The 25,866-nt window shown below is 38.6% G+C and carries 24 protein-coding genes, 1 tRNA gene and 1 other annotated feature; of the genes, 24 read left to right on the top strand and 1 reads right to left on the bottom strand.

Annotated elements, in window-relative coordinates; all coding sequences use genetic code 11:
• Position 1: 1 nt before the first annotated feature.
• From Q5794_RS24170 to ssuD, 3 genes are all read left to right on the top strand, one after another.
• Positions 2 to 856 (top strand): ABC transporter permease, encoded by an 855-nt coding sequence (locus Q5794_RS24170; RefSeq protein WP_214984224.1) that lies wholly within the window; start codon positions 2 to 4, stop codon positions 854 to 856.
• Between the two features lie 69 nt (positions 857 to 925).
• The gene (gene ssuE, locus Q5794_RS24165) at positions 926 to 1,480 is read left to right on the top strand and encodes an NADPH-dependent FMN reductase (RefSeq protein WP_164796571.1); all 555 of its coding nucleotides are present in this window, start codon (positions 926 to 928) and stop codon (positions 1,478 to 1,480) included.
• A complete protein-coding gene (gene ssuD / locus Q5794_RS24160) occupies positions 1,477 to 2,601 on the top strand; it encodes an FMNH2-dependent alkanesulfonate monooxygenase (RefSeq protein ID WP_214984225.1) in 1,125 nt (374 codons plus the stop codon). The genes ssuE and ssuD overlap by 4 nt, the downstream gene beginning before the upstream one ends.
• A gap of 66 nt (positions 2,602 to 2,667) precedes the next feature.
• On the opposite strand, the gene Q5794_RS24155 is transcribed toward ssuD, so the two are convergent.
• A complete protein-coding gene (locus tag Q5794_RS24155; protein WP_013059387.1) occupies positions 2,668 to 2,874 on the bottom strand; it encodes a hypothetical protein in 207 nt (68 codons plus the stop codon).
• A gap of 240 nt (positions 2,875 to 3,114) precedes the next feature.
• On the opposite strand from Q5794_RS24155, the gene Q5794_RS24150 reads away from it, so the two are divergent.
• The 21 genes from Q5794_RS24150 (at position 3,115) to clpX (ending at position 25,772) form a co-directional block, all read left to right on the top strand.
• Positions 3,115 to 5,133 carry a penicillin-binding transpeptidase domain-containing protein gene (locus tag Q5794_RS24150; RefSeq protein ID WP_374988489.1) on the top strand — a complete coding sequence of 673 codons (2,019 nt, stop codon included), beginning with the start codon at positions 3,115 to 3,117 and terminating at the stop codon, positions 5,131 to 5,133.
• A gap of 442 nt (positions 5,134 to 5,575) precedes the next feature.
• Positions 5,576 to 6,208, top strand: coding sequence for a DUF47 domain-containing protein (locus Q5794_RS24145; protein WP_029711160.1), 633 nt, complete (start codon positions 5,576 to 5,578; stop codon positions 6,206 to 6,208).
• A gap of 15 nt (positions 6,209 to 6,223) precedes the next feature.
• Positions 6,224 to 7,222, top strand: a complete 999-nt coding sequence (locus tag Q5794_RS24140; RefSeq protein WP_057233289.1) for an inorganic phosphate transporter — start codon at positions 6,224 to 6,226, stop codon at positions 7,220 to 7,222.
• 113 nt (positions 7,223 to 7,335) lie between these two features.
• Positions 7,336 to 7,950 carry a PH domain-containing protein gene (locus tag Q5794_RS24135; RefSeq protein ID WP_374988488.1) on the top strand — a complete coding sequence of 205 codons (615 nt, stop codon included), beginning with the start codon at positions 7,336 to 7,338 and terminating at the stop codon, positions 7,948 to 7,950.
• Positions 7,951 to 8,161: 211 nt separating this feature from the next.
• Positions 8,162 to 8,605 (top strand): MarR family winged helix-turn-helix transcriptional regulator, encoded by a 444-nt coding sequence (locus Q5794_RS24130; RefSeq protein WP_013059382.1) that lies wholly within the window; start codon positions 8,162 to 8,164, stop codon positions 8,603 to 8,605.
• A gap of 10 nt (positions 8,606 to 8,615) precedes the next feature.
• A complete protein-coding gene (racE, locus tag Q5794_RS24125; protein ID WP_251033867.1) occupies positions 8,616 to 9,410 on the top strand; it encodes a glutamate racemase in 795 nt (264 codons plus the stop codon).
• A gap of 112 nt (positions 9,411 to 9,522) precedes the next feature.
• Positions 9,523 to 10,608 (top strand): GerMN domain-containing protein, encoded by a 1,086-nt coding sequence (locus tag Q5794_RS24120; RefSeq protein WP_025601439.1) that lies wholly within the window; start codon positions 9,523 to 9,525, stop codon positions 10,606 to 10,608.
• Between the two features lie 134 nt (positions 10,609 to 10,742).
• Entirely contained in the window at positions 10,743 to 11,489 is a 747-nt protein-coding gene (rph, locus tag Q5794_RS24115; RefSeq protein ID WP_013059379.1) for a ribonuclease PH, read from the top strand.
• Between the two features lie 9 nt (positions 11,490 to 11,498).
• Positions 11,499 to 12,092: an XTP/dITP diphosphatase gene (locus Q5794_RS24110; RefSeq protein ID WP_214984228.1), complete on the top strand. Its 594-nt coding sequence runs from the start codon at positions 11,499 to 11,501 to the stop codon at positions 12,090 to 12,092.
• Positions 12,093 to 12,107: 15 nt separating this feature from the next.
• A complete protein-coding gene (locus tag Q5794_RS24105; RefSeq protein WP_214984229.1) occupies positions 12,108 to 12,620 on the top strand; it encodes a metallophosphoesterase family protein in 513 nt (170 codons plus the stop codon).
• A 125-nt stretch (positions 12,621 to 12,745) separates the two neighbouring features.
• A tRNA-Arg gene (locus Q5794_RS24100) sits at positions 12,746 to 12,819 on the top strand.
• A gap of 324 nt (positions 12,820 to 13,143) precedes the next feature.
• Positions 13,144 to 13,397, top strand: a binding site (T-box leader).
• Positions 13,398 to 13,465: 68 nt separating this feature from the next.
• On the top strand, positions 13,466 to 15,193 hold the full coding sequence (gene ilvB / locus Q5794_RS24095) for an acetolactate synthase large subunit (protein WP_155660677.1): 1,728 nt from the start codon (positions 13,466 to 13,468) through the stop codon (positions 15,191 to 15,193).
• Positions 15,190 to 15,702, top strand: coding sequence for an acetolactate synthase small subunit (ilvN, locus tag Q5794_RS24090; protein WP_013059375.1), 513 nt, complete (start codon positions 15,190 to 15,192; stop codon positions 15,700 to 15,702). The genes ilvB and ilvN overlap by 4 nt, the downstream gene beginning before the upstream one ends.
• 53 nt (positions 15,703 to 15,755) lie before the next feature.
• Entirely contained in the window at positions 15,756 to 16,781 is a 1,026-nt protein-coding gene (gene ilvC, locus Q5794_RS24085; protein ID WP_013085141.1) for a ketol-acid reductoisomerase, read from the top strand.
• A complete protein-coding gene (locus Q5794_RS24080) occupies positions 16,768 to 18,303 on the top strand; it encodes a 2-isopropylmalate synthase (protein WP_374988487.1) in 1,536 nt (511 codons plus the stop codon). The genes ilvC and Q5794_RS24080 overlap by 14 nt, the downstream gene beginning before the upstream one ends.
• 19 nt (positions 18,304 to 18,322) lie before the next feature.
• Positions 18,323 to 19,432, top strand: a complete 1,110-nt coding sequence (leuB, locus tag Q5794_RS24075) for a 3-isopropylmalate dehydrogenase (RefSeq protein ID WP_214984230.1) — start codon at positions 18,323 to 18,325, stop codon at positions 19,430 to 19,432.
• A gap of 58 nt (positions 19,433 to 19,490) precedes the next feature.
• Positions 19,491 to 20,906 (top strand): 3-isopropylmalate dehydratase large subunit, encoded by a 1,416-nt coding sequence (gene leuC, locus Q5794_RS24070; RefSeq protein ID WP_013059371.1) that lies wholly within the window; start codon positions 19,491 to 19,493, stop codon positions 20,904 to 20,906.
• A 14-nt stretch (positions 20,907 to 20,920) separates the two neighbouring features.
• On the top strand, positions 20,921 to 21,511 hold the full coding sequence (leuD, locus tag Q5794_RS24065) for a 3-isopropylmalate dehydratase small subunit (protein WP_013059370.1): 591 nt from the start codon (positions 20,921 to 20,923) through the stop codon (positions 21,509 to 21,511).
• Positions 21,512 to 21,612: 101 nt separating this feature from the next.
• Complete coding sequence (locus Q5794_RS24060) at positions 21,613 to 22,614, top strand: tetratricopeptide repeat protein (RefSeq protein ID WP_374988486.1); 1,002 nt, start codon at positions 21,613 to 21,615, stop codon at positions 22,612 to 22,614.
• 221 nt (positions 22,615 to 22,835) lie between these two features.
• Positions 22,836 to 24,122 carry a trigger factor gene (tig, locus tag Q5794_RS24055; RefSeq protein ID WP_374988485.1) on the top strand — a complete coding sequence of 429 codons (1,287 nt, stop codon included), beginning with the start codon at positions 22,836 to 22,838 and terminating at the stop codon, positions 24,120 to 24,122.
• Positions 24,123 to 24,506: 384 nt separating this feature from the next.
• Positions 24,507 to 25,772: an ATP-dependent protease ATP-binding subunit ClpX gene (gene clpX / locus Q5794_RS24050; RefSeq protein ID WP_013059367.1), complete on the top strand. Its 1,266-nt coding sequence runs from the start codon at positions 24,507 to 24,509 to the stop codon at positions 25,770 to 25,772.
• Positions 25,773 to 25,866 lie beyond the last annotated feature (94 nt).

Here is a 25,866-nt window from a genome sequence, read left to right as displayed (position 1 = left end):
AATGAGTAAAACATCTGTGGTTTCAGGACATGTCCAGTCTTCAGCAGCTCACTTGCAAAAAGTGAAAAAAAGAAAGGAAGAAGCGAAAAATAAGCAGGGAATTTTCCTTCGTTCTCTTGTCGTGCCCCTTCTGCTTATCGTCGTGTGGCAAATCATTGGTTCTGCGGGCTATGTATCCAAAACTGTTCTTCCTACACCTGTTGATATTGTACTTTCTTTTAAACAGCTCATCGTATCTGGGGAACTCGGAGCTAATCTTCAAATCAGTATTTTGCGTGCTGCCATAGGTTTTGCCGTTGGAGCTGGACTAGGATTACTATTTGGTGTAATTGCCGGTTTCTCAAAGAAAACGGAGCACTATATGGATCCATCTATTCAAATGCTTAGAACGGTTCCACACCTTGCATTAGCGCCTTTATTTATCTTATGGTTTGGCTTTGGTGAAATTTCAAAGATATTGCTAATTGCAAACGGTGCATTTTTCCCAATCTATGTTAATACGTATCTAGGCATTCGCGGCGTTGATTCGAAATTATTTGATGTTGCTCGTGTTCTTCAATTTAGTAAATGGAAACAAATCACAAAACTCATTTTACCAGCTGCTCTTCCTAATATTTTACTTGGTGTCCGATTGTCCTTAGGTATTGCATGGCTCGGACTGGTAGTTGCTGAATTAATGGGAGCAAGTGAAGGTGTAGGATACATGATTATGGATGCTAGACAGTTTTCTCAAACGGACGTAGTTTTTGTCGGAATTATTATTTTTGCTGTTGTAGGTAAATTAACCGATTCATTTGTCCGAGTATTAGAAAAGCGTCTTCTTAAATGGAGAGACAGCTACGCAGGTGAAAAATAAAAGAAGGATTTATATACGTATTATTCCTTGTAAATCTATCAGTTTTATAAGTTAAAAGGAGAGATGATAATGAGCCAGGTTACAATTATTACAGGAAGCCCTTCAAAGCAATCAAGGTCAGCTGCTTTAAGCGAGTATATTGCAGCATATCTACAAGATGAAAAATATGAAGTGAAAACCGTGCATGTTCGTGACTTGCCCGCTGAAGACTTAGTATATGCTAACTTTTCTAGCCCTGCTATTCAAGAAGCTCAAAAGAAAGTGGCAAATGCTGATGCCGTTATTATTGTCAGCCCAATCTATAAAGCTAGCTACACAGGAATTTTAAAAACATTTTTAGATTTAATACCTGAAAAAGGTTTGCACAATAAAACCGTGCTGCCGATAGCTACAGGGGGAACCATTGCTCACCTACTGGCTCTTGATTATGTATTTAAGCCGACTTTATCCGTTTTAGGAGCTACTGCTCTTATTCATGGAGTTTATATTGTTGATTCTGAGGTGGCCTATACGAAAGAAAATGAAATTGAGTTTATTGCGGAAGAAGCAGAAGCGAGAATTAAACGTTCATTAAAAGAGCTGGGATATCATCTAGAACAAACGAAAAGGAGTGTTGAATCATGAAAATGTTATGGTTTATTCCTTCCCATGGAGATGGAAGATATTTAGGGACAGATCGAGGAGGTCGTTCAGCAGACTATTCATATTTTCGGCAAGTTGCTCAAGCAGCTGACCGGTTAGGGTTTGAAGGAGTTTTGATTCCAACGGGGAAATCATGCGAAGACCCGTGGCTATTGGCTGCTTCACTTATACCTGAAACAGAGCGTTTGAAATTTTTAGTAGCTGTACGTCCCGGCATTATGGCGCCTTCTGTGGCAGCGCGCATGACCTCGACTCTTGATCGAATTTCAAACGGTCGTTTACTAGTTAATGTAGTAGCAGGAGGAGATCCGGCAGAATTAGCGGGAGATGGCCTTTTCTTATCACATGATGAACGTTATGAAGCTGCGGATGAATTTTTAGATGTGTGGAAAGGGTTATTGGCTGGAGATACGGTTAATTATGAAGGAAAACATATTCATGTAGAGAACAGTGAGCTGTTGTATCCACCTGTTCAAAAACCTTCTCCACCTATTTATTTTGGCGGATCTTCACCCGCAGGACAAAAAGTTGCAGCAAAACATTCTGACGTGTATTTAACGTGGGGCGAACCTCCTGAACAAGTAAGAGAAAAAATAACGGCTGTGAGAAAGCAAGCAGAAGCAGAAGGCAGAACCGTTAAGTTTGGGATTCGTTTGCATATTATTGTACGGGAAACGGAAGAAGAAGCTTGGCAAGCAGCCGATCGATTAATTCAGTATTTGGACGACGACACGATTCAAGCAGCACAGCGTACTTTTGCTAGGTATGACTCAGTCGGGCAGCAGCGAATGGCGAGCCTTCATAGAGGAACCAGAGAGGAACTTACGATTAGCCCTAACTTATGGGCAGGTGTAGGGCTTGTCCGGGGAGGTGCAGGAACTGCACTAGTGGGCAGTGCTGAAAATGTAGCGAAACGAATAAAAGAATATGAAGCTTTAGGAATTGAATCTTTTATTTTGTCAGGCTATCCGCATTTAGAAGAAGCTTATCACGTAGGAGAGTTATTGTTCCCGCTTTTAAATATTGATGACGGTGAAGGAAAGAGTGAAAGCATCGGTGAGATTATTGCAAACGATAGGTTTCCAAAAGCTTCAACGTCATAAAAGAAGAACCGGTGAATTTTTCACCGGTTCTTCTTTTACATTCATCTCAGCCGAGAGACGAGTTCGTTAAATTGTTGGTTTAGGTTTTTCAGGTGCAGCTTGTTTATCTTTTCGACTTTCTTGAATATATACTTTAAAGAGAAAAATATTTAAACAGCCCAGTGTGAGGAATAACGGTGCAAAATAATATTCTTGAGACATAAGTAGGACGAAAACGCTTCCAAAACAGAACAGAGAACTAAACATAAAGTAAAACTGTAAGAATCTTCTCATTTTAGTCGCCTCCTATTCTTTTTCTTCTTACAATTATTATATCAAATACTTTCCAAAAAAGACACAAAATATTCACAAAATGTTCATTTTTTTTCTTATTTAACTATTGATTTTTTTGTCGGTATGTAAATTCAGCGGGTTGTAATACCAATTAATTCCTGATTGTAACTTTCCGATGGAAAGTTTATGTAAAATTTTATATGATAGAGAAATGGTATTGAAAAAAGGGGGAAAATCATCATGAGACGAATTGGGTGGCTATTTTTTACTATGGCAATTCTCTTATTAATAATTGCCGGTTGCTCAAATGATCAACAGAAAGCACAGGATCGATTTGATAAATATGTAGCCATGTGGAATAAAGAAGATTTTAAAGGCATGTATGGATACTTGTCTAAAGATGCTAAAAAGACGATTTCAGAAAAAGACTTTGTAAATCGATATAAAAATATCTATGATGCAATTGAAGCGGACAAGCTTAAAGTGAAGGCAAGTAAAATAGAAGACTTAGAAATAAAAGACCATAAAGCTGTTTTACCTTTTGAAGTAAACATGAACTCTGTAGCCGGTAAAATCTCATTTAAAGAAAATGCTGCTGTGGTTCAAGAAAAACAAGGGGATGCAGAGAATTGGTATATTAATTGGAAGCCTAATATGATTTTTAAAGGGCTTAAGCAAGGAGAGCAAGTAAGAGTAGCTACTCAGTCAGCCGTGCGTGGAGAAATTATGGATCGTTCAGGGAAATATTTAGCTCAAAACGGAGAAGCGATTCAAGTTGGAGTTGTTCCCCGACAGTTTTCTAAAGGCGGCGAGCAAGCTATACAACAATTAAGCAAGACTCTTGCTCTTTCAGAAAAAAGTATTAATCAAGCAATGAGCGCTTCTTGGGTGAAAGAGAATCAATTTGTTCCTATTAAAACAGTTAGCCAAAAAGATGCCTCTAATTTAGAGAATTCTTTGAAAAAAGTAGAAGGCATTCAACAAAAAAAGGTAAATGCGCGCGTATATCCTTGTGAAGAAGCGTGTGCCCATTTAGTTGGATATGTTGCGCCTGTCACAGCGGAATATTTAAAAGCGCATAAAGATGAAGGCTATAATGCTCAGTCTAAAGCTGGAATGATTGGCTTAGAGGCTTTATATGAAGATAAGCTTCGTGCTCAAGACGGCGTCACGATTTATACTGTAGATAAAGATGGTAATAAAAAGAATGAAATTGCAAAAGTGAATCCAAAAGACGGGGAAAGCATTCAAGTTACGGTAGACACGAATGTTCAAAAATCCCTTTATGAACAGTTAAAAGATGAAAAAGGAGTAGCTACTGCTCTTCAACCTAAAACGGGAGAAATATTAGGTCTTGTAAGCACGCCAGCTTTTGATCCGAATTCTTTTTCTTTTGGAATCGATGCTAATACGTACCAATCCCTTTCAACGAATCCCGATAAGCCGTTAATGAATCGCTTTACCAAAACGTATTCTCCGGGATCTACATTTAAGTTAGTCACGGGAGCTTTAGCAGTTGATGAAGGCGTACTAAATCCAAACGAAAGTATATCAATCAGCGGGAAGAAATGGCAAAAAGATAAAAGCTGGGGGAATTTCTACGTAACACGAGTGGGAAGCAAGCCGAATGTTAATTTACGTGATGCTTATGTTACATCTGATAATATTTATTTTGCGCAGACTGCTTTGAAGCTAGGTTTAGACAAATTTAACAGTGGTTTAAAACAGTTTGGGTTCAATCAAAAAATGTCCGTTAATTATCCTTTTGAAACGTCTAAAATTGCAGGTGATCAAGATATTAAAGATGAAGTCGTATTAGCAAACTCTGGCTATGGCCAGGGGAAACTGCAAGTGAATCCTCTCCACTTGGCATTGATGTATACATCGATTGTAAACGAGGGAAACATAGTAAAGCCTATTCTTATGAACGGTGATGAGAGTGGAATATGGAAAAAACAAGTAATATCTAAAGAAACGGCGCAATTAATTCAAAATGATTTAGTGGATGTCATTGAAGATAAAAACGGTACGGGTCATGCTGCAAAGATAGATGGGTTAACCCTGGCTGGAAAAACTGGAACGGCAGAATTAAAGAAAACCCAAGGTGAAAAAGGGCAGGAAAACGGCTGGTTTGTAGCTGTGGATACAAAACAGAAAAACCTACTCGTTTCAATGATGGTTGAAGGAGTAGAAGATAAAGGCGGAAGTCATTACGTCGTGCCGAAAGTAAAAAATGTATTTCAGCAATATAATAAGTAAATAATAAAAGCCAGTTCTAAAGGAGCTGGCTTTTATTATTTACACAAGGGGAGTAATGTTAAGTTTTTGTAAATCCCAGTTTTATACAAACTCTGAAAACCCTTATTTTAAAAGGAATGAACGTATTATTGTTAATGTATTGTAAAGAGACCTAAAAAAATGTGTTTGAAAAGTTATTGACAATTAACAATAATAGGAGTAATTTTTGACTTGGCATAAAAAAATGAATCGCATAACCTATAAGTAAAAGAACCACCTTTTGGGACTTTTGCTCTGGTAAACGTTTGTTTTTTTAGAATTTTTTGATACACAAGAGAGGTGGTTTCTCTCGTTATAGTAATGAACAGCTAAGTTTTATCCATTACTTTAAATGAAAAAAGAAACTAGAACACATATAAAAAGATAGAGAGAAAAAACGAGTGGTAAAGTTTCGATAAATTGGATGGAGGATTGCAACGTGATCAAAAGAAAAAAAGACAAGTTTTCTGAAATGTTAATGGACATTGCCCAAAATATTAAGGACTCAGCAGAGTTTTTAGGCAGCTTTGAACTTCAAAATGTATCTGACCTAAAGGAATTTGCCAACGTTTTAAAAGCGTATGAATCAAAAGGTGATAAATACGTGCATACAGTGATTACTGAGTTGAACAAAGCATTTATTACTCCAATTGAGCGTGAAGATATTTTACAGCTAGCAATGAGCATGGATGATGTACTTGATGGCATCGACAGCTTTGCTGCTTTAATGGAAATTCATTCAATTACGACATTTGATGAATATGTAGCTGAATTTGTTAAAAATATTCAAGGCTGTGCTGAAGAGATTTTAATTACTATTAATTTGTTGTCTGAGAAAAAGCTTCTTCAAATTAGTGAACATGCAATTAAAATTAAAGAGTATGAGTCACATTGTGATACATTATATCGTCGTGCACTAAAACAATTATTTGCAACATGTAAAGATCCAATTAAAGTTATTCAATATAAAGAAATTTATGAAACGCTAGAAGAAATCGCGGATTATTGTCAAACGGTTGCGAACAACTTAGAATCAGTTATTATGAAGAATGCGTAACGGGGCTATATTATAATGGATTCGATGCTAATGTTAACCATTCTAATTGTAGTTGGTGCACTTGGTTTTGACTTTATCAACGGATTTCACGATACAGCTAATGCCATTGCGACTTCTGTTTCAACCAAAGCTTTAAAACCGCGACATGCAATTCTTTTAGCCGCAACCATGAACTTTGTCGGTGCTATGACGTTTACGGGCGTAGCCAAAACGATTACAAAGGATATCGTTGATCCTTATACGCTTCAAAATGGTTCTGTCGTTATTTTAGCAGCATTAATTTCTGCTATCGCGTGGAACCTAATCACATGGTATTTCGGTATCCCGAGTAGTTCTTCTCATGCAATTATTGGATCGATTGCAGGAGCAGCTATTGCAGCTGCTGGATTTGGTGCTTTAAATTATAAAGGTTTCATCAAAATCATTGAAGCTCTTCTAATTTCACCAGTTCTAGCCTTTGTAGTAGGTTATATTGTCTATACGATTATCAAACTAACGTTTAAAAACCATAACTTGACGAAAACGAATAAGCGTTTTCGACGCGTTCAAATCCTGACTGCAGCCCTACAATCTTACACACACGGTACGAATGATGCGCAAAAAGCAATGGGTATCATTACGCTAGCGCTTATTGCTAACAATATGCAAAGCGGTACTGAGATTCAGTGGTGGGTACAGCTGGCTTGTGCGGTCGCAATGGGGCTTGGAACTTCAATTGGTGGATGGAAAATCATTAAAACCGTCGGCGGTAAAATTATGAAAATTCGTCCTGTTAATGGAGTAGCTGCGGACTTAACAGGTGCTGCCATTATCTTTGGAGCAACGTTTATTCATCTACCTGTCAGTACTACTCATGTTATTTCATCTTCTATCTTAGGTGTAGGTTCTGCTCACCGAGTGAAAGGTGTAAAATGGGGAACTGCACAGCGCATGGTGATTACATGGGTTATCACATTGCCAATTTCAGCTTCATTAGCTGCACTTATCTATATGATTTTAAATTTGTTCTTTTAATAAATGCGGAGCTTCTTTTTAAGAAGCTCCTTTTTTTATTTACATCCCCTCATTTGCACAGTACACTTAAAACATGAAAATAATACAATTGTTTTTAAAAGGGAGATAGGGAAATGTTTGGAAAATCAGCTGCTGATGTATTGGGGCTAAGTGATATTGGTTCTGTTATTAAGCCAGTTGATTATGACAAGGTAGATGCAGACGATTACGTTATGCATGAAGAACAAGAAAAAATTTATTTTCTAATCAAATCAAAGTCAGATGAATATTGCTTTACCAATAAAGCGCTCATTCATCTTGATGGAACAAGTGCTACAAGCAAAAAGCGAATGCTTCGCCGCTATAACTACAGCACAAATCACATTTCAAACGTGATGCTAGAAACGGCTGGAACTGTCGATTTAGATGTGGAAATTAAATTTAAAATTGGCTCGGAGACTTTTTCTATCGATGTACACAAAAAGCATATAGAAGAGGTAAAAGATTTATATAAAGCGCTGTTTAAAATGTCTGAAATAACGCGTGAAAATGAAATTGCGCTCGATTTTGCTAAACAAAGCATTCAGCTAGCTTCTTCTACGCTAAGCAGTATAAGAAATACAAGTGGAAGTGTTGCTGGTGAATTTAAAGAAATTAACGAAGCTGCGTTTTCTTGGTTATTAGATAAAAAAACAGCCTACACAACAAAAGATTTCAGCTCAGTTTTCGAGCTGTATATCAATAATTAATAGAAACAGCTGCTCCTTTTATGGAGCAGCTGTTTTTTGATGCTGAATGAGAGTATGTAGACTTATGATGAACGTTGTAGAATCCTCATGTTAACCTTGAAAAAATACTGAAAAAAGAGCACAATATAAAATAGAAAAGAGAAACAATGGAGACGGGTTTAACTGAAAGAAATAATAGAAAATAAGACTTATAGGTGGAAAGGATTACGGTATGACAGCAAAAAATAATGAGGATACAGTGGCAGAATTAGAGAAGTCACTTCGACATATTGCAGCGATTGTGAAACAAAAAGGAAGAGAAATTTTAGAAGACTATACGATTACGCCACCTCAGTTTATTGCTTTGCAGTGGCTGTTTGAACGTGGAGATATGACGATTGGCGATTTATCAAATCGTATTTTTCTCGCTTGTAGTACAACGACAGATTTAGTAGATCGTATGGAAAAAAATAAGTTGGTGGTTCGGGTGAAAGATCCAAAAGACCGCCGCGTAGTGCGTATTCATTTGCTTCCTGAAGGAGCACGTGTTATCGAAGAAGTAATTGAAAAGCGACAAACGTATTTAAATGGCGTACTGGCAAACTTCTCTCCGAGTGAAACGGAAGTTTTACGAGTAACGTTACGAAAATTGCATGATGAAATGAAAGAAAAATGAGGCGATTGTTTTGAGTAGACCAATTGGTGTTATAGATTCAGGTGTGGGCGGATTAACGGTAGCAAAGGAAATTATGAGACAGCTTCCGAAAGAACAAATTATGTACATTGGAGATACATCCCGCTGCCCATACGGTCCTCGTCCTAGTGAAGAAGTACGAGCTTTCACGTGGGAGATGACTAATTATTTAGTAGATAAAGATATTAAAATGCTTGTTATTGCGTGTAATACGGCTACGGCAGTTGTGCTGGATGAAATTCAAGAACAGCTCGATATTCCGGTTATAGGCGTCATTGAACCAGGATCACGCGCTGCGCTTAAAGTAACTAAAAATCATAAAATAGGCGTAATCGGCACAAACGGAACCGTGAAAAGTCAAGCCTATACACATGCACTCCGCGCTCTTCATACGAGAGTGGAAGTGGAAAATTTAGCATGCCCTTTGTTTGTACCTCTTGTAGAGAGCGGTAATTATGAAGGACCGGAAGCGCAGCGAATTGTAAAAGAAACATTAAAACCTTTTTATCATACAGATATGGATACCCTTATTTTAGGATGTACGCATTATCCGTTATTAAAGCCAGTTATTCAAGAAGCAATTGGGCCTAGAGTTCAGTTAATCAGTTCTGGCGAAGAAACGGCAATAGAGGTAAGTGCCATTCTTTCTTATAGCAATTTACTAGCTCCTAGAAACATGGAGCCTGAACACTACTTCTTTACAACAGGATCAACAGAACTGTTTCAATCTATTGCATCTAAATGGTTTGAGCACCCTGTATATAATGTTGAACATATCAAGCTTTAAAACCGTGCATATCATGCTCGGTTTTTTTGTGGACAAAAACTTTTTTGAGCTGGTCTAAAATGCAAAAAAGCTCGTATACATAGTAGTACAAACAGTCTGAGGAGGGAAAGGAATGTCCAAAAAGACCCAACTTGTTCTCATATCCGCCGTGGTGACCACATCTGTATTGTTATCCGGCTGTGGACTTTTCGGAGGGGATAACGCAGCAAAGGAAATTGATCCGCCAAAGGATGTCACCTATGTGAAAGATGAAAAATCATTAGCGACTGAAGCGAAAGTAACGGAAGCTAATAAAAAACAAAGTAAAGCCGCAGAAACATCTGCACCTACCAAAAGAGAACTCTACTTAATTGATAAAAACGGGTACGTTGTTCCCCAGACGCTTGAAATTCCTAAATCAAAAGGTGTCGCTAAACAGTCTCTTGAATATTTAGTAGAGGGTGGACCAGTCACAAACTTATTGCCAAATAATTTCCGAGCAGTTCTTCCTGCTGATACAAGAGTTTTAGGGACAAAGCTGGAAAGTGACGGCACGATGGTAGCAGATTTTTCACCTGAATTTGCTGAGTATAAAAAAGAAGATGAACTCCGTATTCTGCAGGCCGTCACTTGGACGCTGACGCAGTTTGAAGGCGTAAATAAAGTTAAAATTCGCATTAACGGCTATGATAAAGATGAGATGCCTGTAAATCATACGCCAATCAGTAAAGGGTTGAGCAGAGCAGATGGCATTAACTTTGATAATACTGGAGTAGTTGACGTAACTCAAACGAAGCCAGTTACGATTTATTACTTAGCTCAAGAGGGCAAACAAACTTACTATGTTCCTGTCACAAAACGAATTGCTTCTGATGACAAAGATATGTACACTGCCATTGTGAACGAACTTGTAGAAGGACCTGCGCCTGCATCAGGTTTAGTGACAGATTTTAATCCTGATGCAAAGCTCGTAGCAGCTCCAAAGTATGCGGACGGTGAGTTAACGCTGAACTTTAATAAAAACATCTTTGGGAATTTAAAAGGAACGGAAATTTCTCAGCATGTTCTCGACTCCTTAGTGTTATCTCTGACGGAACAAAAAGCCGTAGACAGCGTTGCCATTAAGGTGAATGGCAAAAAAACGCTAAAAGATGAAAAAGGGAAAAAATTAACGGAACCAGTTTCAAGACCTAAAAATGTGAACACAGGTAGTTTTTAAAAACAAATTTTTGTTATACTAGTAAAGGACTAAGTAGAAAGAGGTCTGCTGAAATAGCGACCTCTTTCCGCTGTTTTATAGTTAAAATGGAAGAGGCTATTACATATAAATGAATGAATAGGAGGACATGCTTAATGCGTTTGGACGGTAGGGAATTTAATGAATTGAGACCTGTATCTCTTCATACTTCATACTTAAAGCATCCAGAAGGATCTGTATTAATCTCGGTGGGAGACACAAAGGTTATTTGTACAGCAAGCATAGACGACAGAGTGCCTCCTTTTATGCGTGGACAAGGAAAAGGATGGATTACAGCTGAATATTCTATGCTGCCTCGAGCTACGGCACAAAGAAATATACGTGAATCATCAAAAGGTAAAGTCACAGGACGAACAATGGAAATTCAGCGTCTAATCGGACGAGCTCTTCGTTCTGTAGTCGATCTGGAAAAGGTCGGAGAAAAGACAATTTGGATTGATTGTGATGTTATTCAAGCAGATGGAGGCACAAGAACAGCATCGATTACAGGTGCTTTTGTGGCTATGGTTTTAGCGTTTGGAAAGCTGGTTGAAGAGAACAAACTAACAGAAATTCCTATTCGTGACTACTTAGCTGCGACTTCAGTAGGTATTCATGGAGAAAATTCGATTTTAGATTTAAATTATGAAGAAGATTCGACAGCGGAAGTTGACATGAATATTGTGATGACAGGAAGCGGACAGTTTGTAGAATTACAGGGAACGGGAGAGGAATCGACGTTTTCGAGAGAACAGTTAAACCATCTTCTAGATTTAGGGGAAAAGGGTGTTTATCAATTGATTGAACAGCAAAAGGAAGTTCTAGATCACCTGGCTGCCTACATTCCGGTTAAAGAAAGGTAAGGGATTAACGTGCGTGAAATCATTATTGCAACTAAAAACGCAGGCAAAGTAAAAGATTTTGAAACACTTTTCTCACCGAAGGGATTTAAAGTAAAATCGCTTCTTGATTTTCCTGAGATTGAAGACGTGGAAGAAACGGGCGTTACATTTGCAGAGAATGCCACGCTAAAAGCAGAGGCCATTTCATCCGCATTAAATAAGCCGGTCATTGCCGATGATTCCGGGCTTGCTATTGATGCCTTAAACGGGGAGCCAGGCGTTTATTCCGCGCGTTATGCTGGTGAAAATAAAGATGATAATGCTAATATAGAGAAGGTACTTCAAAAATTAAATGACGTGCCGTTTGAAAAGCGCACGGCACGCTTTCATTGTGCTCTTGCTATTGCAGTGCCCAGAAAGAGAACCGAAATTGTAGAAGGCACGTGTGAAGGGCACATCTTGGAGGAAAAAAGAGGGGAAAACGGTTTTGGGTATGACCCCATTTTCTTTGTAGAAAAATGGAGATGCTCCATGGCAGAATTGACCAAAGAGCAAAAAAATCAGATTAGTCACCGAGCAAATGCGTTAAAAAAACTAGCACCGCTAATTGATGCGCAATTTTAGAAGGAGTGATGACGTGTGAAACTATTAATTGTAAGCGATAGCCACGGGTTACAAGAAGAGCTGCTCACTATCAGAGAGAGACATGCTGATGTAGATAAGATGATCCATTGTGGGGACTCTGAGTTGCCGCAAGACAGCAAAGAAATGTCTGCGTTTTTAGGCGTTCGAGGAAATTGTGACTACGATGCATCTTACGTTAATGATCGAGTAGAGTCGCTTGGAGAAGCTACGTGTCTGGTTACACACGGTCACTTATATAATGTTAAAATGTCTATGATGAATCTGCATTACAAAGCGAGAGAAGTCGGGGCAAACGTTGTTTGTTTTGGGCATTCTCATATAGCGGGAGCTGAACTCATGGACGGAGTTTTATTTATCAATCCAGGAAGTATGTTACTTCCTCGTATGAGAAAAGAACGTACGTATGCTATACTAGTAATGGATGGTACAGAAGCTACCGTGCAGTTTTACGATATAAGCGGTAAACATATTCCTAGCATGCAGTTAACCTGTACAATTTCAGCATAATATAGCCAAATATAGGGAGAAGAGAAGGTTTTTTACCTCTCTTCTCATAAAATTTCAAAAAAACGTTGACTTTTAAATTATATTTGAATATAATAAGTATTGTCTTTGATACACTTTAACATTATGTCCCAGTAGCTCAGCAGGATAGAGCAACGGCCTTCTAAGCCGTCGGTCGGGAGTTCGAATCTCTCCTGGGACGTCCAAAAAAAACCGGTTTTTACTTTTTAGTAAAAACCGGTTTTTTTATTTATCTTAAAAGTGAATGTTTGTTCATTCAGTGTGTACAAATGAACGTTTCAGAAAAACTTTTTGAACTGCTGTAAACCCTTATTACATCAATAATGAAAACGCATTCAAATATTCTGTTTAGTCTAAATTATCTAAAAAAATCTTGAAAAGTGGTTGACTATGCATAGAAATGGGCGTAAGATAGTCCTCAAATATAAGTTTTCTAAAAATTTTAATTAATTGTAATTAATTTAAAATATGATGTGTAAAGCATTGTTCAAAAAGCATATAGCGTTTTAAAACGTTGAAGAGGATAAGTAGTTTTGATGTTTAGGTATCAACAGAGAGTCGGGTTGCTGGAAGCCGGCGTTACCAACTCAAAATGAACTCACCTCAGAGTGTCACCCTGAAATTCAGTAAGGGCGACCGAGTGTACTTCCAAAGCACTCGTTATCAAAAAGAATGTACAGTATACATTCATAAGGTAATCATTACGATTACAAACGAGGGTGGTACCGCGTAAAGTACAAAAGACTTTTCGCCCCTTGACCTATATCATTTGATAGGGTCTATTTAGGGGTGAGAAGTCTTTTTTCTTTTATCTAGAAAACGAAAGGATGAGAAAAGTGGGAGCCAATATGCAAACGAAAGAACCTGTAAGCACTGGGGCACAAATGAATGGAGCTGACATGTTGATTGAATCTCTAAGAAGAGAAAATGTTGACGTCATCTTCGGTTACCCAGGGGGAGCCGTTTTACCGATTTACGATAAGCTATATGGTTCAGGAATGTTTCACGTACTTGCTCGTCACGAACAAGGTGGAATTCACGCAGCAGAAGGGTACGCAAGAATTTCAGGCAAACCCGGTGTAGTTATCGCAACAAGTGGTCCTGGTGCAACAAATATCGTAACAGGTTTGGCAGATGCGATGATTGACTCACTTCCTTTAGTTGTTTTTACTGGTCAAGTAGCTTCAAGTGTAATTGGTTCTGACGCGTTCCAAGAAGCAGATGTATTAGGGATCACAATGCCAATTACAAAACATAGCTATCAAGTACGCAATATCAGCGATATGCCGCGAATCATCAAAGAGGCATTTCATATTGCGACAACAGGAAGACCTGGTCCAGTCTTAATCGACATTCCAAAAGATATGGCACAGGGTGATGGAACATTTAATTACGAAGGAGAAATTGATTTACCTGGCTATCAGCCAACTTATTTTCCAAATCAGCTGCAGGTTAAAAAATTAACAGACGCAGTAGCAGCTGCAAAACAACCTGTTATCCTAGCAGGTGCGGGAGTGTTATTGAGTAAAGGTTCAGAAGAATTAAAAAATTATGCCGAGCGTCAAAATATTCCGGTTATTAATACGCTTTTAGGGTTGGGCTGTTTTCCTGCAGATCATCCGCTTCATTTGGGAATGGCTGGCATGCACGGAACGTACACAGCAAACATGGCAATTTATGAGAGTGATCTTCTCATTAGTATCGGTGCACGCTTTGATGACCGAGTAACAGGTAACTTAAAGCATTTTGCACCAAATGCAAAAATTGCTCACATTGACATCGATCCAGCGGAAATTGGCAAGAATGTTCCAACCAAGATTCCAATTGTTGGAGATGCAAAAGAAGTATTGAAGCAATTGCTTCTGCAAGAAGGAGAAGTTGGAGATTATACGAAATGGCATGAGAAATTAGCGGCGTGGAAGCAAGAATATCCATTATGGTATCAGAACTCAGCGGACGTGTTAAAACCACAAAAAGTAGTTGAGTTGCTTCACAAGTATACAAATGGAGATGCCGTTGTTACAACGGACGTTGGGCAACATCAAATGTGGGTAGCTCAATACTACACATTTAATAATCCAGATCGATGGGTAACTTCAGGTGGTCTTGGCACCATGGGCTTTGGATTACCTTCTGCAATCGGCGCTCAGCTGGCAAATAAAGATAAAACAGTTGTAGCAGTCGTTGGTGACGGTGGATTTCAAATGACGCTTCAAGAATTAGGGGTTATTAGAGAATTAAATTTACCTGTAAAAGTGGTTGTACTCAACAATCAGTCGCTTGGTATGGTTCGTCAGTGGCAGGAAATCTTCTATGAAGAACGCTACTCACACTCTTTAATTCCGAATCAGCCTAATTTAATGAAGCTTGCAGAGGCTTATGATATCAAAGGTTTACAAGCTTCTACTGAAGAAGAAGCGCATGCAGCTCTGAAAGAAGCAATGGAAACAGATGGACCTGTTCTACTAAACTTCTTTGTCGCACCTAAAGAAAACGTATATCCAATGGTTGCACCTGGAAAAGGATTACATGAAATGGTAGGGGTGAAACCATGAAGCGAATTATTACAGCAACTGTATTAAACCGTGCGGGGGTTTTAAATCGCGTAACGGGATTATTTACGAAAAGAAATTTCAATATTGAGAGTATTTCCGTAGGGCACACTGAATCTGAGGATGTATCACGCATGACGTTTGTTGTGAACGTAGAGCATGATAACGCTGCTGAACAAGTGATCAAGCAGTTAAATAAACAGATCGACGTGTTGAAAGTTCAAGATATTACGGATCAAGCTGTGGTGTCAAGAGAGCTTGCTTTAATGAAAGTAGCATCTACACCAGCGAGCCGTAACGAACTTTATGCAGTAATTGAACCTTTCCGTGCAACCATCATTGATGTAAGTCGCGACAGCCTAATTATTCAAGTAACAGGTGAATCCAGCAAGATTGAAGCGATGATTGATCTACTTCAGCCTTATGGATTAAAAGAAGTAACGCGCACGGGAACAGTAGCTGTTCCGCGCGGTACGCAAAAAGCAGCAGCCAAACTTTCATCAATCATTTAATTCTAGCTAGTTACTAAAAAGTAAACTATATAAACTAAGAGGAGAGATTTATTATGACAAAGGTATATTATAACGGAGATGCAAAGGATCAACTATTACAAGGTAAAACAGTAGCAATCGTAGGTTATGGTTCACAAGGTCACGCTCACGCACAAAACTTACGCGACAGCGGAGTAAACGTGGTAGTAGGATTACGTAAAGGTAAATCATGGGATCAAGCAGAGCAAGACGGTTTCACTGTATTATCTGTAAAAGATGCAGTTCAACAAGCAGAAGTAGTAATGGTATTACTTCCAGATGAGTATCAGCCAAAAGTTTATAACGAAGAAATTCTTCCAGGACTAAAACCAGGAAAATCTTTAGTATTTGCTCACGGTTTCAACATTCACTTTAACCAAATCGTAGCACCTGAATTCGTTGACGTATTCTTAGTAGCTCCAAAAGGCCCTGGTCACCTTGTAAGAAGAACGTATGAAGAAGGAGCTGGTGTACCGGCGTTATTCGCAGTATTCCAAGATGTAACTGGCGAAGCAAAAGACGTAGCGTTAGCTTATGCTAAAGCAATTGGTTCAGCTCGTGCGGGTGTGTTAGAAACAACATTTAAAGAAGAAACAGAAACAGATCTTTTCGGTGAGCAAGCAGTACTTTGCGGTGGTTTAACTTCATTAGTTAAAGCTGGTTTTGAAACGCTTGTAGAAGCTGGCTACCAACCGGAAGTTGCATATTTTGAGTGTTTACACGAATTAAAATTAATTGTTGACCTTATGTATGAAGGCGGAATGGAAGGCATGCGTTATTCAATCTCTGATACAGCTCAATGGGGTGACTTCGTTTCAGGACCACGCGTTGTAGATGAGCGTTCAAAAGAACAAATGAAAAAAGTGCTTGAAGATATCCAAACAGGTAAATTTGCAAAAGGCTGGATCCTAGAAAACCAAGCAAATCGTCCGGAATTTACTGCTATCAATAACCGTGAAAATGAACATTTAATTGAAAAAGTTGGCGCTCAATTACGTGAAATGATGCCATTTGTTAAAAAACAAAAGAAAGAAGCGGTGATCGCTAGTGCAAAAAATTAAACTATTTGACACGACGCTACGCGATGGTGAACAGTCACCTGGAGTCAATTTGAACCTACAAGAAAAGCTTGAAATTGCTAAGCAGTTAGAGCGATTAGGTATCGACATCATTGAAGCCGGATTTCCCGCTTCTTCAAAAGGTGATTTTCAATCCGTAAAAGAAATTGCGTCTATTGTCAAAAATTCTTCTGTAACAGGCCTTGCAAGGTCTGTTACAAAAGATATTGACATTGCATGGGAAGCGTTAAAAGAAAGTGCAGAACCAAGACTGCATGTTTTTATCGCTACTTCCGAAATTCATATGCAGCATAAATTGAAAAAAACACCTGATGAAGTACTTGAAACAGCAGTGGAAATGGTGAAGTACGCAAGTAAAAAATTCCCGGTTGTTCAATGGTCTGCTGAAGATGCATGTCGAACAGATTTACCGTTTTTAGCAAGAATTGTAGAAGCAGTTATTGATGCTGGTGCAAAAGTCGTTAATATTCCAGATACAGTAGGATTTATCACTCCTGGTGACTATCAATCAGTATTTAATTACTTAAAAGAACATGTGTCAAATATTCATAAAGTTGATTTGTCAGCTCACTGTCACGATGACTTAGGGCTAGCTGTGGCCAATTCAATGGCTGCTATTGAAGTAGGAGCTACTCAAATTGAAGGAACGATTAACGGAATCGGAGAACGTGCGGGTAACGCAGCTCTTGAAGAAGTAGCACTTGCGCTTCATGTCCGTCAAGATTTCTATCAAGCGAGTACAGGTCTTATCTTGCCTGAAATCAAGCGTACGAGTGACATTATCAGTAAGCTTACTGGTATGAACATCGCACCAAATAAAGCAATTGTCGGAAAAAATGCTTTTGCTCATGAATCAGGTATTCACCAAGATGGCGTCTTAAAAAATCCGTTAACATATGAGATTATTTCCCCAGAACTTGTGGGTGTTAAACAAAATCCAATTGTGCTTGGTAAACACTCAGGCCGTCATGCGTTCCGTACACGTTTAGTAGAGCTTGGATTCACATTGGAAGATACAGAAGCAAACGTGCTTTTTGAGAAGTTTAAAGACTTAGCAGATAAGAAAAAAGACATTACCGATGATGATTTATTGGCATTAGTCATTCAAAAGCAAGTTAGCAAAGACAGTGAATATAAGCTTGAAAGTCTGCAAGTTCAGTATGGTACGAACAATATTCCAACGGCTACGATTACGCTTCGCAAAGAAAACGGCGAAGAGATTCAAGAAGCAGCTACAGGATCTGGAAGCGTGGAAGCTATCTATAATACGCTGCAGCGCTGTGTTGAACAAGATGTAAAACTATTAGACTATCGTATTCAGTCTATTAACGGTGGGCCGGATGCACTGGCTGAAGTATTTGTGAAGGTTGAAAGCGAAGGAACTGAAGCAAGCGGACGCGGAGTAGCATTTGACGTATTAGAATCGTCAGCGAAAGCATATCTGAACGCCATTAATCGTTTAATCGCTATTCAGCAGCATCGTACAAAGCAAGAAGTAATGTGAACTGAAGGGAGAGACCACCATGACAAAAAAAGTCGCTGTATTACCGGGTGACGGCGTAGGAACAGAAGTAACCAAAGGCGCTGTTGCCGTTTTAAAAGCAGTTGGAGAGCGCTTTGATCATCAATTTGAGTTTACGTATGGACTAATTGGCGGAGCTGCAATTGATGAGGCGGGCACACCTCTTCCAGAAAGTACAATTGAGACTTGTAAGCAGGCAGATGCTGTATTACTTGGATCGGTTGGAGGGCCAAAATGGGATCGTAACCCTTCACATTTGCGACCGGAAAAAGGTTTGCTAGCTATTCGAAAAGAACTGGATTTATATGCTAATCTTCGTCCGGTGACGTTTTATGATAGCTTAGCGGATGCCTCTCCTCTGAAAAAAGAATACATTGAAGGTGTTGACTTCATTATCGTCCGTGAACTAACAGGAGGCTTATATTTTGGTAAGCCTAGCGAGCGCCGAACGGAAGGAAATGAAGAAACAGTTGTCGACACATTATTTTATAAGCGTACAGAAATAGAAAGAATTATTCGCCAAGCATTTGACACGGCTGTAAATCGACGTAAAAAAGTAACGTCTGTTGATAAAGCGAATGTGCTTGAGTCTAGTAGAGTGTGGCGTGAAGTAGCTGAAGAAGTAGCAAAAGACTACCCGGATGTAGAGCTTGAGCATATGCTTGTAGATTCAGCTGCTATGCAGTTAATTCGTAATCCGAAGTATTTTGATGTAGTGGTAACTGAAAATATGTTTGGTGATATTTTGAGTGATGAGGCTTCTATGCTCACAGGGTCGTTAGGAATGTTGCCATCTGCCAGCTTAACGGCTGATGGTCCGTCTTTATACGAACCGGTTCACGGTTCTGCACCAGATATTGCTGGTCAAAACAAAGCTAATCCGATTGCTGCTATTTTATCTGCAGCAATGTTGCTTAGACATTCGTTTGGATTAGAAAAAGAAGCAGCAGTGATTGAACAAGCGGTTGAAAGTGTATTACATGCAGGTCATCGAACAGCTGACTTAGCAGACGGTAATCATTATTTAGGTACCGATAAAATGGTGGAGGCGATAACTGCGGTAATTGCCAATGATTCTGCCATTTCAAGCATTATGACAGCTTACAGTTAATCATGCGTTTCTCACGTTTTGTGAGAAACGTTTTTCATAATCAGAAAGGAGGAGCAGTATGAAACCAAAAACAATTATTGATAAGCTTTGGGAACAACATGTTGTACGTCGAGAAGAGGGGAAGCCGGATTTATTATATATCGATCTTCATCTTATTCATGAAGTAACGTCTCCTCAAGCATTTGAAGGTCTTCGCGTGGCAAATCGCCAAGTGAAGCGTCCAGACTTAACGTTTGCTACAATGGATCACAACATTCCAACGGTTGACCGTTTTAATATTAAAGATCCGATTGCAAAGAAACAAGTAGACAAACTATCTGAAAACTGTCATGAGTTTGGTGTGAAGCTTTTAGATTTAACAAGTGAAGAGCAAGGAATTGTGCATATCATTGGACCGGAATTAGGATTAACTCAGCCTGGAAAAACCATTGTGTGCGGAGATAGTCATACATCTACTCACGGTGCATTTGGAGCGCTTGCTTTTGGGATAGGAACTAGTGAGGTAGAGCATGTTTTAGCAACACAAACGCTATGGCAAGCGAAACCAAAAACGCTACAAGTGAAAGTAAATGGCAAAAAGCAGCCTGGCGTTTATGCTAAGGACATTGTGTTAGCAATAATTCAAAAATTCGGCGTGAATTTTGGAACGGGTTCAATCGTGGAATTTACGGGCGAATGTATTCGCGATCTTTCAATGGAAGAGCGCATGACCATTTGTAATATGTCTATTGAAGCCGGTGCAAAAGCTGGTTTAATCAGTCCAGACGATGTCACGTTCTCTTATATTAAAGGGCGTCAGTATGCTCCTAAAGGAGAACAGTTTGAAAAAGCAGTGGAAGCTTGGGCAGCTTTAGCAACAGATGAAGGTGCAACGTACGATGAAACGCTGGAAATTGATGCAGATACAATTGAACCTGTTGTAACATGGGGAACAAACCCGGCGATGAGTTCTTATGTTAGCAAGCAAGTTCCTACATTAGAAGAGTGTAAAACAGAAGCTGAGAGAAAGTCTTTGTCACGAGCACTTGAGTATATGGGCTTACAGCCTGGCATGGCAATAGAAGAGATTCCAGTTCAGCATGTATTTATCGGTTCATGTACAAATGCTCGTTTGTCTGATCTTCGTGACGTGGCAGCCTTTATTAAAGGAAAGAAAGTGTCACCAGATGTGCGAGCGATCATTGTACCAGGTTCTCAAAAAGTAAAGCGAGTGGCTGAAGAAGAAGGGCTATCTGCTATTTTTATTGAAGCAGGTTTTGATTGGAGAGACTCAGGCTGCAGCATGTGTCTAGGCATGAACTCTGACTTAGTTCCACAAGGCGAACACTGTGCGTCCACTTCTAACCGGAATTTTGAAGGACGTCAAGGAAAAGGCGCCAGAACGCATTTAGTAAGCCCGGTAATGGCAGCAGCGGCAGCAGTATATGGACATTTTGTTGATGTACGCAAATTACAAGAACAAGCGGTGCGATAAGGAGGAGAACACAGATGAATGCTTTTACAATCCATACAGGGAAAGTAGCAGGTCTCGACCGAGCAAACGTAGATACTGATCAAATTATCCCAAAGCAATTTTTGAAAAGAATTGAGCGTACTGGCTTTGGCCAATTTCTATTTTTTGATTGGCGATATAATGAAGATGAGACGTTAAATGAAACGTTTGAATTAAATCAGCCTCAAAATCAAGGAGCAACAATTCTTGTAGCTGACGAGAACTTCGGATGTGGTTCGTCACGTGAACACGCTCCATGGGCGCTTTTAGACTACGGGTTTCGTGCTATTATCGCACCTTCATTTGCGGATATTTTTAAACAAAACTGTCTAAAAAATGGTATTTTACCTATTGTTTTACCGAAAGAAGATGTTTCCTATTTAATGAAAGAGTCTCAAAGTGCTTCTTACGCCTGTACAATCGATCTTCATCAGCAAAAAATTACCGATGAAGCAGGTTTTGAACGTACGTTTGATATCAATGGCCATTGGAAGTATATGCTTGTTAACGGATATGATGAAATTGGCTATACGCTTTCTTTTGAAGACGACATTTCTGCTTATGAAGCAAAAACGGTAAGATATTAACCAAAAATCGAGCAAAATTATGATTTTGCTCGATTTTTTTGCGTTCCGTTAATCGAATTGCTAAACTGTAAAGCAAATGGACCGCGAAGTGGGGAGAAAACATGTCGAATGAACAACAAAACAAAATTGTAGCTTTTCCTCTATTAAAAGAACGGTTGGTTGAAAAAGCTACAGATCATATGCAGCACAAGCAATTTCAAGAAGCACTTCCTTTATTTGAGCAGGCCTACGAACTTGATAATAAGCATCATGAAATTTTGCTTGGCCTTGTTATTTGTCACGTGGAGCTCGGTGATGCAGGCATAGCTAAGGAATTATGTGAGCAAATGCTGAAAGAAGATATTGGCGATTATTATCATAATTTGCAAATGTACCTCATGGTGTTAATTCAGCTTGGTCACTATCATGAAGGATATGTCACTCTACAAGCAGTTATTCAAGAACACAAACTCCCTTTTGAACATGCTGAACAGCTTTATCAGCTATTGGAGTTCTGCAAGAATAGAATGAATCAAGAACAAGTCATAGAAGAACAAACAGAAGAAGAACAGCTAGAGCAGTTTAAATCATTCACAGCTCTAGACAATATTCAAGATCAGCTTGAATGGGTTCATTCATTAAAAACAAAAAGAATTGAAAAGCAGCGCTTCTTTCTGGAACAGCTATTTTCATCTGAAGCTGTTCACCCTATCGTAAAAACAGTCGCTTTAAAAACAGTCATGGAAGAAGAAGTAGACATTGATTTTATGATTACTAAGTTTGGAGAGACGAAAAAAGTAAATGCGCTTCAGCTTCAACGAACAACACCGTATTTGTTTGCTGAGCAAGTAGAAGCGCAGCTGACGGAAAAGCTGGAGCATGAAAATCCTACATTGCTGCAGGTTGCCGTTGAGATATGGCAGCGTCATTTATTTATTACATTTCCGTTTTTACCGGGTGATAATGTAAAACTTTGGACAGAAGCGGTGTATGCTGTTAGTCTGATGATGCAAGGAGAAGAGTCAGATGCAGCTGTAGCAGAGGAAGACGGAAGTTTCTCCGCAGCTGAATTAAGAAAGGCAATTAAAGAGCTAAAAGAAATTGAAGAAATTTCTTTTATATAAAATGTGGTGTTTAGTTGAAACGTCATTGTTGTATGTTATAATATAATGGTTGTAAAATGCACTTAAATACGTATAGTAGAATTTCATCTTTACATTACATTCCTACTTACTTTAAAGTAATAGGGAGTTAAATAGATAATGATTGAGGGTTGAACTGATAGGCTATCTGCATTATCTAATTTAGAAATCACTACTTAAAATGATTTTGGAGGGAAACATTCATGTCTGCAAAATGGGAAAAACAAGAAGGAAATCAAGGCGTTTTAACAGTAGAAGTTGAAGCTGCTGAGTTTGATAAAGCCTTAGATAAAGCATTCACAAAAGTTGTAAAACAAGTAAACGTACCAGGGTTCCGTAAAGGTAAAATGCCTCGTCCACTTTTCGAAAAACGTTTTGGCGTAGAATCTTTATACCAAGATGCACTAGACATCTTATTACCTGAAGCTTACAGCAATGCAATTGTTGAAGCTGGTATCGAGCCGGTTGATCGTCCAGAAATCGATGTTGAAACAATCGAAAAAGGACAACCTCTAGTTTTCACTGCTAAAGTAACTGTTAAGCCTGAAGTTAAATTAGGCGAATACAAAAACTTAGAAGTAGAAAAAGTAGATACAACTGTAACAGATGAAGACGTTGAAGCTGAATTAAAAACACTTCAAGAGCGTCACGCTGAACTAGTTGTTAAAGAAGAAGGAACTGTAGCTGAAGGTGATACAGCTGTAATCGACTTTGAAGGTTTCGTTGATGGCGAAGCATTCGAAGGCGGAAAAGGTGAAAATTATTCTTTAGAAATCGGTTCTAACACATTCATCCCTGGCTTTGAAGAGCAACTAGTTGGTCTTGAAGTAGGCGCTGAAAAAGAAGTGGAAGTAACATTCCCTGAAGAGTATCACGCTGAAGAGCTAGCTGGTAAAGCTGCTAAATTCAAAGTGAAATTACACGAAATCAAATCTAAAGAGCTTCCAGCTTTAGACGATGAGTTTGCAAAAGACGTAGATGAAGAAGTAGAAACTTTAGAAGCGTTAAAAGCAAAAACAAAAGAAAAATTACAAAGCGATAAAGAGAATCAAGCGGAATCAGCTCTTCGCGACACTTTAGTAGAAAAAGCTGCTGAAAATGCTGAAGTAGAAATTCCAGAAGCAATGTTCAACACTGAAATGGATCGTATGATGCAAGAGTTTGAACAACGTTTACAAATGCAAGGTCTTAACCTTGAACTTTACTTCCAATTCTCAGGTCAAGATGAAAAAGCTCTTCGCGACCAAATGCGTCCGGATGCTGAAAAGCGTGTGAAAATCAACTTAACGCTAGAAGCAATTTCAAAAGCTGAAAATCTTGAAGTAAGCGAAGAAGAAGTAGAAAAAGAATTAGAAAACATGGCAGGAATGTACAACATGCCTGTCGAAGAAATTAAGAAAGTGCTTGGCAATCTTGATAGCATTAAAGAAGACATGAAAGTACGTAAAGCAGTTGAATTTCTTGTAGAAAACAGCAAAGCTGTTGCATAATAGTAATTAAGAAACAAGGCGCGACTTGATCGTGCCTTGTTTTATAAACTTCAATAGTTTTTTTATATCATAACCAACACCGTAGAAGCAGCTTTAACCCATTGTTTGAAATCCGTGGTTATGAAATAGGCCCAATAAGAGGACACTATATAATAGCAGATCTCCATTCTGTTATGCTCATCAACAACATATACATAAAACGTTTTAGTATCTATTCAAGAAAATGTATGGTAAAATGCAATACAAATCTTTTCATAGCGCTTTTACTATGTGATAAAGAGGGGCATTTACCTACAAATAGATGAGTTGTTCATGTTGTTGGGCTATAGCGCGGATAGAAATCAGCTTCGAGCACTTTAGTAAATACTACAAGGGGTGAAAATTATGTTTAAATTTAACGATGAAAAAGGGCAGTTAAAATGCTCATTTTGTGGTAAAACACAAGAACAAGTACGCAAGTTAGTTGCGGGTCCAGGTGTTTACATATGCGATGAATGTATTGAACTTTGCACGGAAATCGTAGAAGAAGAGTTAGGTACAGAAGAAGAAGTAGAATTTAAAGATGTACCAAAACCAAAAGAAATTCGTGACATTTTAGATGAGTATGTAATTGGTCAAGAGGATGCGAAAAAATCGTTATCCGTTGCGGTATACAACCATTACAAACGAATCAATTCAAACAGTAAAATTGATGACGTTGAGTTATCAAAAAGTAATATTGCATTAATTGGACCTACAGGAAGCGGTAAAACTTTACTAGCTCAAACATTGGCTCGTATTTTAAACGTACCGTTTGCGATTGCAGATGCAACATCTCTAACAGAAGCGGGTTATGTAGGAGAAGATGTTGAAAACATCTTATTAAAATTAATTCAATCAGCTGATTACGATGTGGAGAAAGCTGAAAAAGGTATCATCTACATCGATGAAATTGATAAAGTAGCGCGTAAGTCTGAAAACCCATCTATTACACGTGATGTATCAGGTGAAGGTGTGCAGCAGGCTCTTCTTAAAATCTTAGAAGGTACTGTAGCAAGTGTTCCTCCTCAAGGTGGACGTAAACACCCTCATCAAGAATTTATTCAAATTGATACAACAAATATCTTATTTATTTGCGGTGGTGCATTTGACGGAATCGAACCTATTATTAAGCGTCGTCTAGGTAAAAAAGTAATTGGTTTCGGTTCAGAAACAAAACAACAAGACTTTACAGAAAAAGAGTTACTAGCAAAAGTATTACCGGAAGATTTATTAAAATTTGGTTTAATTCCAGAGTTTATCGGTCGTTTACCGGTTACTGCTAGCTTAGTGCCTCTTGATGAAGAAGCGCTAGTTGAGATTTTAACAAAACCGAAAAATGCACTAGTGAAACAATATCAAAAAATGCTTGAACTTGATGACGTTGAACTTGAGTTCGAAGACGAGGCTTTAGTAGAAATTTCTAAAAAAGCAATCGAGCGTAAAACAGGTGCTCGTGGTCTACGTTCAATCATTGAAGGTATTATGTTAGATGTAATGTTTGATCTTCCTTCACGTGATGATATTACAAAATGTATTATCACAGGTGAAACTGTTCGTGATCAAGCGGCTCCTAAGTTCGTATTAGAAGACGGATCTACTATTCAAGAAGGCAGCAAAACATCAGCATAAAAAAAGCCGGGTACTCAAATTGAGTACCCGGCTTTTTTCTGGTGATGAAGCATAACTAAATTTTACTTTTTACTAGAATCTTGTTTATTCCTAC

This window comes from Priestia megaterium (assembly GCF_041941685.1).
Classification (GTDB): domain Bacteria; phylum Bacillota; class Bacilli; order Bacillales; family Bacillaceae_H; genus Priestia; species Priestia megaterium_C.
The sequence above is the reverse complement of the archived record's forward strand: the minus strand, read 5'-3'. Positions and strand labels throughout refer to the sequence as shown.

Bases quoted from the DNA above. Each gene is read 5' to 3' on its own strand.
- clpX (WP_013059367.1), top strand. From the start codon at position 24,507: ATGTTTAAATTTAACGATGAAAAAGGGCAGTTAAAATGCTCATTTTGT.
- rph (WP_013059379.1), top strand. From the start codon at position 10,743: ATGCGTTTGGACGGTAGGGAATTTAATGAATTGAGACCTGTATCTCTT.
- Q5794_RS24060 (WP_374988486.1), top strand. From the start codon at position 21,613: ATGTCGAATGAACAACAAAACAAAATTGTAGCTTTTCCTCTATTAAAA.
- Q5794_RS24155 (WP_013059387.1), bottom strand. From the start codon at position 2,874: ATGAGAAGATTCTTACAGTTTTACTTTATGTTTAGTTCTCTGTTCTGT.
- ilvN (WP_013059375.1), top strand. From the start codon at position 15,190: ATGAAGCGAATTATTACAGCAACTGTATTAAACCGTGCGGGGGTTTTA.
- ilvC (WP_013085141.1), top strand. From the start codon at position 15,756: ATGACAAAGGTATATTATAACGGAGATGCAAAGGATCAACTATTACAA.
- leuC (WP_013059371.1), top strand. From the start codon at position 19,491: ATGAAACCAAAAACAATTATTGATAAGCTTTGGGAACAACATGTTGTA.
- Q5794_RS24120 (WP_025601439.1), top strand. From the start codon at position 9,523: ATGTCCAAAAAGACCCAACTTGTTCTCATATCCGCCGTGGTGACCACA.
- Q5794_RS24135 (WP_374988488.1), top strand. From the start codon at position 7,336: ATGTTTGGAAAATCAGCTGCTGATGTATTGGGGCTAAGTGATATTGGT.
- tig (WP_374988485.1), top strand. From the start codon at position 22,836: ATGTCTGCAAAATGGGAAAAACAAGAAGGAAATCAAGGCGTTTTAACA.
- Q5794_RS24150 (WP_374988489.1), top strand. From the start codon at position 3,115: ATGAGACGAATTGGGTGGCTATTTTTTACTATGGCAATTCTCTTATTA.
- ilvB (WP_155660677.1), top strand. From the start codon at position 13,466: ATGAGAAAAGTGGGAGCCAATATGCAAACGAAAGAACCTGTAAGCACT.
- Q5794_RS24145 (WP_029711160.1), top strand. From the start codon at position 5,576: ATGGAGGATTGCAACGTGATCAAAAGAAAAAAAGACAAGTTTTCTGAA.
- Q5794_RS24140 (WP_057233289.1), top strand. From the start codon at position 6,224: ATGGATTCGATGCTAATGTTAACCATTCTAATTGTAGTTGGTGCACTT.
- Q5794_RS24170 (WP_214984224.1), top strand. From the start codon at position 2: ATGAGTAAAACATCTGTGGTTTCAGGACATGTCCAGTCTTCAGCAGCT.
- ssuD (WP_214984225.1), top strand. From the start codon at position 1,477: ATGAAAATGTTATGGTTTATTCCTTCCCATGGAGATGGAAGATATTTA.
- leuB (WP_214984230.1), top strand. From the start codon at position 18,323: ATGACAAAAAAAGTCGCTGTATTACCGGGTGACGGCGTAGGAACAGAA.
- leuD (WP_013059370.1), top strand. From the start codon at position 20,921: ATGAATGCTTTTACAATCCATACAGGGAAAGTAGCAGGTCTCGACCGA.
- ssuE (WP_164796571.1), top strand. From the start codon at position 926: ATGAGCCAGGTTACAATTATTACAGGAAGCCCTTCAAAGCAATCAAGG.
- Q5794_RS24130 (WP_013059382.1), top strand. From the start codon at position 8,162: ATGACAGCAAAAAATAATGAGGATACAGTGGCAGAATTAGAGAAGTCA.